We start from the raw sequence: 8,470 nt of genomic DNA on the forward strand, positions 1-8,470 counted from the left end.
GGCGCGGGCGAGGCCATGCTGCGCCGCGCCATGGCGACGCTGCAGTTCGCCGCCTCCGCCACGCTGCTGGTGGGCGCGGCGCTCCTGCTGCGCGGCTCCTTTCCCCGCGCCGGCGCGGCCGATCCGGGGTTCGACCCACGCGACACGCTCACGTTTCGCGTGGAGCTGCCGTCCGACGCGGACGCGGCGGAGCGGGCGCGGATGCAGCGCGCGCTGCTGGACGGCGCCGCGGCGCTCCCGGGCGTGCGCGCCGTGAGCGCGGCCACGCCGGGCGCCTGGCTGGGGTTGGGCCCGGAGGACGCGCTACGGACGCTGTGCGACGCGTGCGTGTGGGGCAACCTGTTCGCGCCGATGATCACCGGCCGCGCGCGGCACCACGCCGTGAGCCCCGGCTGGTTCGCCGCCATGGGGCTGCGCGTGCGGGCGGGCCGGGAGCTGCGGGCGGACGACACGCGCGCCGTCGTCATCAACGGCGCGTTTGCGGCCAGGCTGCTCCCCCGCGCGGACCCGGTGGGGCAGCACGTGCTGCTGGAAGGACGGTGGCGGGAGGAGCCGTACGAGGTCGTCGGCGTCGTGGACGATCCGCGGGCCACGGCGCTGGGCGTGGGCGGCAACCCGGAACCGGCCGTCTACCTGCCGTCACTCGCAAACCCGCCCCGTACGCTCGCCGTCGCCGTGCGTACGGATGGCGACGCGGACGGCGCGGAGCCGGCAGCCCGCCGGGCGCTCGCCCGCGCCGCGCCGGAGGCCCGCGTGTCGGAAGGACGGACGATGGAGCGCGTGCTGGACGACGCGCGCGCGCCGCTGCGCTGGTTCGCGGCGGTGCTAGCCGTGCTCGCGGCCGGCGCGACGCTGGCCTCGGCGGGCGGGCTGTACGGGACCATGCGGTTCAGCGTGGCGCGGCGCACGCGCGAGATCGGCGTGCGGATGGCCGTGGGCGCCACGGAGCGCGACGTGCTGCGGGAGGTGCTGGGGGAGGGCGTGCGGATCACGCTGCTGGGCGCCGTCCTGGGCAGCATCGGCGCGCTCACGCTGGCGCGGGTGCTCCAGGACGGCTTTCGGGGCGTGGACGCGCTGGACCCGGCGGCGTACGGCACGGTGGCCGCCGTGCTGGGCGCGGTGACGCTGGCGGCGTCGTACGCGCCCGCCCGCCGGGCCGCCCGCGTGCACCCCAACGAGGCGCTGCGGGCGGAGTGAATCGGCGGACGGCGCGGACGTCCGCCGGGCGGCGGTCAGTTGCGCGGGCGGGCCTGCTGGGCCATGGACTGGGCGATCTGCATGATCTCGCTCCAGTGCTCGTCCACGAACTCCACGTTGGCCTCGTTCACCTGCACCTGCGGCCGCATGCCCTGCGCGCGCATCTGCCGAACCATCACGGCCTGCATGAGCGCCGCGGTGGCCGTGGCGTACTCGCGCGGGCTCATCCCCGCCTGCGCGACGGCGTTGCGCACGTCGGGAATGCTGTTGACCTTCTCGTAGATGGCGTTGGGGTCGAACGCCTGCATGCGCACCGAGTCCGCCAGGTCCGGGCGGCGGCGCTGCAGCTCGGCCAGGTTCTGTCCCGCGCGCACCAGCTGGCGCACGCGATCCATGGACAGGTTGTAGGTCTCCAGCGTCTCCACGTTCACGGGGCCGGCGACGGGCGCCTGGAGGATCTCCTTCATCTTCGTGGAGTCGCGCACGGGGCGGTCCGCCGCCGCCACGGGGGCGGGCGTGGCCGCGCCGGGCACGGCCGCCGCGGAGTCGCCGGACGCCGCGACCACGGCCGGCGCGGCGGGCGTGCCGAACGACGGCCCCGCGCTGTCGGCGGGAGCGGCGGCCTGCACGGTGTCGGCGCCGGGGCTCCCGGCCTCGCCGTCGCCGCCGCAGCCGGCCAGGAGCAAGACGCAGGCGCCGGACAGCAGCGCCCGGCGAAGATCAGGCAGGATCACGGATTCCATCCATTCAGTACGCGTGGGCTTCGGGGACGCGTTCGCCGTCCCTCGCGCCGCAAAGAGACAGGCGGCGGCCCCGAAACGCAAGCGCCCCGTGCAGCACGTCCCCTACGACGCGCGCGGCAGCGAGCGGATGGCCAGCACGTACGCGGCGACGGCCACGCTGTACAGGGCGAACCCCACGAGGCCCACCACTGACACGCCGGCCAGGCATACAGCCTCGTAGGTGGCGGCACCGCCCTGGCGCAGGGCCGCGGCGATGAGGGCCACGGGATCGGTGACCATCATCCAGGCCACCCACACGCCCATGCCCAGCAGGAGGGGCAGCAGGCCGGGCAGGGGCCGGCGGCGCCGGCGGGCCAGGGGCACGGCAAGGGCTTCAGTGGTCATTAGCTTTTTCCCTTTCCCAGGTTGAGGTCGACCAGCTCCAGCAGGACGGCGGCCAGGCACAGCACCATGGACATGAGCACCCCCGCGGTAAGAACCCACCCCGTGGGCTGCCGCACGAGCGAGCCCGTGAGGAGCGCCGCGAACAGCGCCGACGCCAGGCCGTACAGCCCGATGCGCACCCGGTTGAGCAGCATGCGCACGGCCCGCCAGAACGCGGGCGTGGGCCCATCGCCGTCCCCGTCGCGGGTGACGACGCCGCCCGGCTCGCGCACGGCCAGCGCCGCCGATGCGCCTGCCGGATGCGCGGCGCCACAGCTTGGGCAGGCGAGCGCCTCCGTGCTGACGGCGTGCCGGCATTCTCGGCAAGGGTGCAGGGGCATGGGGGTGGCCTGTGCGCGATTCACGATGAGTACTCCGTTTCGTTCCGCGCATCAAGGATGTGTCCACTTCCCCCGCCCGTCAAGGGGGTCTCCGAACGTCGATCCGCACGTGGCGCGAACGGCTTGAATGCTGATTTTACAAACACCTTTCAAGATTGGCGGAGCGATGCACCTGCTTCATCAAGACGCGTCCACTTTCCGTCACGGTGGGTACACCGAAGGCGTGGGCGACGGGAAAGGATACGATCGGCAGGACTGAGACGAGCGCCGCATCCGGCGGTGCGGATGCGGCGCGATTCAAGATCAGGGTGTAAAGCGGAGGTGTGTCCCGCGGCGTCTATCCGCGTCGAGCGCGCGGGCGCGGCTCGCAGGCGCGTCCGTCGCGGTCGCGGTCAAAGCCGTGCGGGTCCGGGTTGCGCACGTCGTGCCGCACGCGGAACGGCTTTCGGTTGGCGGGAATGTCCGGGCAGTCCAGGTCCGGCGGGGGCGGGGCGATGCAGAAGTCCGGATACGACGGGTGACACCGCTGGTCCGCCGCGTCCGCGGTCGGTGTGGAGCGGGCGCTAGCGGAGAGGAGCGCCGGAAGCAAGGCAATTGCAAGGAGGCTGCGCATGATCAGGATCACGAGTGAAGGAGACACCACATGAATTCGTCCGCACGATAGGCCAAAGCCGCAAAAGGCACAACCTTCGGACGCACGAAGCCCCGGCGCAACTCCGCGCCGGGGCTTCGTTTTCATCAGAGCGGGAGACCGGGCTCGAACCGGCGACATTCAGCTTGGAAGGCAAGGAATCTGGCGTCTACAAGCGCCAGCCGCCGCCAGAAAAGCCGCGCCGTTGCTGTAATTGCGCTGGACAGCGCCAGTCAGCGCCAGCCGCCGCCAAGTCTGTATGGGCCTGTTTTGGGGCCTGAATTCGGGCCCGGTTGGCGAACTCGGTGCCAGGGGACGGGTCGGATGCGGCGTGCACGAACGATGTAACGTTCTTCGATACGGTGCATCCACCGCTGCTGGCCGCCGGGGCCTTCCTCGACCGGCCTTCACTCGCCTGGGTCATCGCTTCTTGCGAGCCCCTCGACCCACTCTCGGCTCGATTGGCTCTGCGGGTGATCGAACCCAAAAACGCGCTCCCGCCCCTCTAATGCCCGTCGGAAGCAACGTAGAGCGTCTTCGGGACGACCGAGCGCGTAAAGCATAGCGCCGGCACTGTGCGCGGACGTGAGCGTATCGGGATGATCCGGCCCGAGCACGCGCTCGCGGGCCTCGAACGCACGCCGGAAACAGAGCTCGGCTTCGACGGGACGGCCCAGCACGTTGAGTACATGGCCGAGTTCATTCATGGAGACGAGCGTGTCGGGATGCTCCAGCCCGAGCAGGCGCTCGCGGACGTCGAGAGCACGCCGGAAGTAGAATTCGGCCTCAGCGGGACGGCCCAGTTTGTCGAGCACATGACCGAGATTATGCACGCTGCTCAGCGTGTCGGGATGATCCGCCCCGAGCACGCGCTCAAGGGCTTCGAGAGCACGTCGGCAGTAGGGCTCGGCCTCGGCGAAACGGCCCAGCGCGTGGAGTACGGCGCCCAAATTGCCCAAGGACGCAAGGGTACCAGGATGCTCCGACCCGAGCAGGCACTCTCCGGCTTCGAACGCACGTCGGAAGTAGGGTTCGGCGTCGGCGGGGCGACCCAGCGCGTGGAGCACAAAGCCGAGGTTATTCACCGAAGTGAGCGTATCGGGATGCTCCGGCCCGAGCACGCGCTCGCGGGCTTCGAGCGCACGCTCGAAGTAGGGTTCTGCGTCGGCGGGACGGCCCAGCGCGTGGAGCACCAATCCGAGAGAGTTTACGGAGCCGAGCGTGTCGGGATGCTCAGGCCCGAGCACGCGCTCGCGGGCTTCGAGCGCGCGCCGGCAGCAGGGCTCGGCGCTGGCGTGGCGTCCCAGCGCCTGGAGAACACTACCAAGATGGCTCACGGAGCCGAGCGTGTCTGGATGCTCCGGCCCGAGCACGCGCTCGCGGGCTTCGAGCGCGTGCCGGTGGAAGGCCTCGGCCTCGGCGGGACGCCCCAGCGCCTGAAGTACACTACCGAGATTGCTCATGGATGAAAGCGTTTTGGGATGCTCTACCCCAAGCACACGCTCACGGGCTTCGAGAGCACGCCGGCAGTAGGGCTCGGCAGCGGCGGAATGGCCAAGTGCGTGCAGCACACCGCCAAGATTGCTCACGGATGTGAGCGTGTCTGGATGCTCCGGCCCCAGCAGGCGCTCGCGGGCTCCGATCGATTGTTCGAGGAAGGGAATGGCTTCAGCCGCCCTCCCGATCCTCCACAGGGCGGTGGCGAGATCACACCAGAGAGAAGCCACGTCGCGTGTGGCGAGTGTCACCCGGCCTGCTTGCACGAGGTGAAAGCATTCGACCCAGCATTCCAACGATTGCCTGTAGTCTCCCAGCGTTCCCCATACCTCGCCCGCCCAAGATGCAATCCAGTAGAGTACCCGCGCATCCCGGCCACCGTGCACGCGGATTCGTTCTTCCGCGAACCGGGCGGCCAAGGATGCGGCCAGCCGGTATTGGTAGTCGAGTTCCTCGAGTGCCCGCGCATCTGCGTGCTGATTCTGAATACGATGCAGCGCGGCACGAAAGGCCAGCACGCTCCGCCCGCTCGTCCTAAAATGATCCACCAGCCATTCCGACAGTCTCTCTACTGCGTCGAGCAGCGTTCCGGGATCGGGGTCGGCCGGCTCAGCCCCACCCCGCCAGAATCGTCGTAATGCCGCGGAGAGCAGATGAGCGATGGCCGGGTCGCGGAAGCGATAGACGAACAGTCGCCGGCAGTCGGCTTTCAGTTCGAGTGGGTGGCCGTCGAGCGTGGCCGGGACGGCGAGCCTCGGATGATCCGTATCCTCGAAATCCAGGAAGTCGAGCCACGCGTCCTCCCACCCTTCCGCATCGACCGCGTGTCCCTTGGGATCCGTCGCGACAACCGCTTCGGACACCGCGACCGGGAGAAACGTATCGCCCATCGCCGCGGCCAGGTGGAGGGCGTTGATGAGCCGGTCCTCGTGCTCGCGCACGGTGGCCGGCCGCGCACGAATCAAGGCGATCAGCCGGTCGCGGATCGCTCCCCAGGCCGCGCCAGCCGCCGCCGGACTCTCTACCTTCCATCGCCGCTCTTCCTCGTGGCGGAGCAGGCCGTGCCGTTGCAGCGACTCCCACAACGCCGCCAACGAGGCAGGCTGACCCTCGGAAAAATGGTAGAACAACGCTCCCCACTCCGGCGCGAGACCCAGCCGCGCGAACGATTGGCGAATCTGCGCTTCAGCAAATGGGCGCACTTTCACCTCGGTCACCTGACGGTCGTCCGGTAGGAAGCGGCGGAGGCCCGTCACGAAATCCGATGCGGTGCGCGTGCCCCACTCACCGGGGCTCGCGTCGCTCTGGCGGAGGGAGGGGGAACTGTCGAGGAAGACAAGCATGAGCGGCGTGTTGCGTACGGACGCTTCCCGGATGAGGCGTGCCGCATCCTCCATCCCGCCCACGTTCGACGGATCAACACGGGACACGGCGACGAGCACCGGCTTTTCGACACACTCCAGGATCGAATGGTCCAGGGACGGGTCTGCGCCGCGAGGCCGGAACACCTGATCCTTCCCGAGCAGCAGGGCCGCCTCCACCACCAAGCCCAGCAGCGGGTGTACCATGCCCAGCGCTCCAGGTGAGAACTCGGCGGCTTTCTCCCCGGCATTGCGTGCGACGGAAGGTCCGCCGGGGTTCAGGATCTCGTGGGTCTGCGCTCCGACGCCGAACTTGCGGAAGGCGGGATCGCTCGCGAATACTCGGCGCAGGAGGGTGCGCCGCCCCACACCGTCTGGGCCGCACAGGACGAGGGCCTTTGGATGTCCTGGCGTGGGGTTCAGACCGTTCCGGAGGAGCTCGCGGAGGCGTTCCTCCTCCGCCCGGCGCTCTATGTACGGCAGCGAAAGGACGTTCATGCAAGGAATGGAGAGTGGAGGCGGGCTGCGGCAGGCGGGGGAAGGGTCGCAAAGCTACCGCCGCTTTCTGGATCATACGCCGAATCCCTGAGTTGGGGAAGGCGCCAAGGAACCCGGCGTCTACAAGCGCCAAACGCCGCCAGCCCTGCTTCGGGCCTGTTCCGGGACCGCTCGGGCACCCGTCGGGGAGCCTGCACTCGCCGAGTTCGCAAACCAACATCTTTGGCCGCAGGCGGCGTGCACGAGCGTAGTGAAGTGGACGCGGCTGATCCCGTTGCGTCCATTGCCATCTCTGTCACACCTGGCTACCGCCTCAAGTCCCCCTCCCGTGCCCACCGATCTGTGGGCCTGTTTAGGGGCCTGTACTACCAAACGCACGAAGCCCCGGCACCTGAACGGCGCCGGGGCTTCGAATTATTAAGAGCGGGAGACCGGGCTCGAACCGGCGACATTCAGCTTGGAAGGCTGACGCTCTACCAACTGAGCTACTCCCGCAAACGCGCGCCGTCCTGCATCGCGCGGACGGCAAACATAATGAAAAACCGGCATTTGCGCAATCGGCGCGGGCGTCCCGCGCCGCCAGAGAGCCACCTGTCGGGATCGAACCGACGACCTTTCGATTACAAATCGAGTGCTCTACCAGCTGAGCTAAGGTGGCGCACAGCCGAAAAATGTAATCAACCCGCCGGAATCTGACTACCCCCGCGCGCGCTCACGCCACGCGCGCCACCACGTCCACCACCGCGCCCGCCCCCGCCAGCGCCTCCGCGCGGGCCAGCGGCACCGACAGCGCGTCCAGCATCCGCCGCGCCACCCGGGGCCGTCGCGCGGGCGGCGCATCGCCCGATGCAGCCTCTCCCGCGCCGCCCAGCGCGTCCGTCCACGGGAGCCGGTCCGTGGCCGCGCGGCGTGCCTGGTTCACGGCGGACGCGGCCACCGTTCCCGGCCCGTGCCAGGGGTCCCACGTGGTGGTGGAGAGCGGCGCGAAGCCCGCGCGGCGCAGCAGCTCCACCAGCGTGCGCGGCGTGTAGAAGTACACGTGCTGGGGAAACATCAGCGAGGCCCACGCGGGGCCCGTGAGCCGGCGGGAAAGCGAGCCGTAGTTGGGCACCTGCAGGTGCAGGATGCCGTCCGGCGCCAGCAGGGCGCGGAGGGCGGCCAGCCACGCGGCCGGGCGGTAGACGTGCTCCAGCACGTGATACGCGGCCACGGCGGGGAACGGCGCGCCGGGCGGGGGCGCATCCGCCACGTCGCCCACGTGCACGTCGATACCGTGGCGCCGCCGGACGAGTGCCGCGGTCTCCGCGTCGTACTCGCTCCCCCGCACCGTCCAGCCGTGCATCCGCAGGTGCGCCAGGAAGTTGCCGTCCCCGCAGCCGATCTCCAGGAGGCTCCGGTGCTCCGCGGGGACGACGGATTCCAGTCTGCGGCGGCGGTGCGCGAAGGTGGGATTGTCCAGTTGGCGGCGCAGCTCGTCCGCGGAGGGGTCGGCGCCGGTATAGTAGCCGGCGTACAGCAGGTCCAGCCGGTCCGCCGCCACGCGGTCGTACAGGCGCACGACGCCGCAGCGCAGGCACCTGGCGTAGCGCTTTCCGCACACCTCGCCGGCGGGGCTCCATCGATCGAACCCGCACGCCCCGCACTCCGGCGCCTCTTCCCACAGCCCCGCATCGTTCGTCGCCGTCATGCGAGCCTGGAGAGCGGGAGAGACAGAAAAGATTTCTCACGCAGAGCCGCGGAGGACGCAGAGTACTTCAGTTGCAGTTCTCTGCGTCCTCC

7 protein-coding genes and 2 tRNA genes are annotated in these 8,470 nt (G+C 69.9%); 1 reads left to right on the top strand and 8 read right to left on the bottom strand.

Going from position 1 to position 8,470, the window contains the following annotated elements; genetic code table 11:
* The coding region (locus VFZ20_RS16250; protein WP_329684961.1) for an FtsX-like permease family protein at positions 1–1,197 on the top strand (1,197 nt) is incomplete at its 5' end.
* Between the two features lie 35 nt (positions 1,198–1,232).
* Here VFZ20_RS16250 and VFZ20_RS16255 read toward each other — a convergent pair.
* From VFZ20_RS16255 to VFZ20_RS16290, 8 genes are all read right to left on the bottom strand, one after another.
* Positions 1,233–1,931: a hypothetical protein gene (locus tag VFZ20_RS16255; protein WP_329684962.1), complete on the bottom strand. Its 699-nt coding sequence runs from the start codon at positions 1,929–1,931 to the stop codon at positions 1,233–1,235.
* 111 nt (positions 1,932–2,042) lie between these two features.
* On the bottom strand, positions 2,043–2,324 hold the full coding sequence (locus VFZ20_RS16260) for a hypothetical protein (RefSeq protein ID WP_329684963.1): 282 nt from the start codon (positions 2,322–2,324) through the stop codon (positions 2,043–2,045).
* Positions 2,324–2,728 carry a hypothetical protein gene (locus tag VFZ20_RS16265; RefSeq protein ID WP_329684964.1) on the bottom strand — a complete coding sequence of 135 codons (405 nt, stop codon included), beginning with the start codon at positions 2,726–2,728 and terminating at the stop codon, positions 2,324–2,326. Before VFZ20_RS16265 ends, VFZ20_RS16260 begins: the two co-directional genes overlap by 1 nt.
* A gap of 313 nt (positions 2,729–3,041) precedes the next feature.
* Entirely contained in the window at positions 3,042–3,317 is a 276-nt protein-coding gene (locus VFZ20_RS16270) for a hypothetical protein (protein WP_329684965.1), read from the bottom strand.
* Between the two features lie 425 nt (positions 3,318–3,742).
* A complete protein-coding gene (locus VFZ20_RS16275) occupies positions 3,743–6,691 on the bottom strand; it encodes a tetratricopeptide repeat protein (RefSeq protein WP_329684966.1) in 2,949 nt (982 codons plus the stop codon).
* 422 nt (positions 6,692–7,113) lie between these two features.
* Positions 7,114–7,186 (bottom strand) — tRNA-Gly (locus VFZ20_RS16280).
* Between the two features lie 90 nt (positions 7,187–7,276).
* Positions 7,277–7,349: transfer RNA gene (locus VFZ20_RS16285), tRNA-Thr, on the bottom strand.
* 54 nt (positions 7,350–7,403) lie between these two features.
* Positions 7,404–8,378 carry a class I SAM-dependent methyltransferase gene (locus VFZ20_RS16290; protein WP_329684967.1) on the bottom strand — a complete coding sequence of 325 codons (975 nt, stop codon included), beginning with the start codon at positions 8,376–8,378 and terminating at the stop codon, positions 7,404–7,406.
* Positions 8,379–8,470: the final 92 nt, after the last annotated feature.

This window comes from Longimicrobium sp., assembly GCF_036280135.1.
Lineage (GTDB): Bacteria > Gemmatimonadota > Gemmatimonadetes > Longimicrobiales > Longimicrobiaceae > Longimicrobium.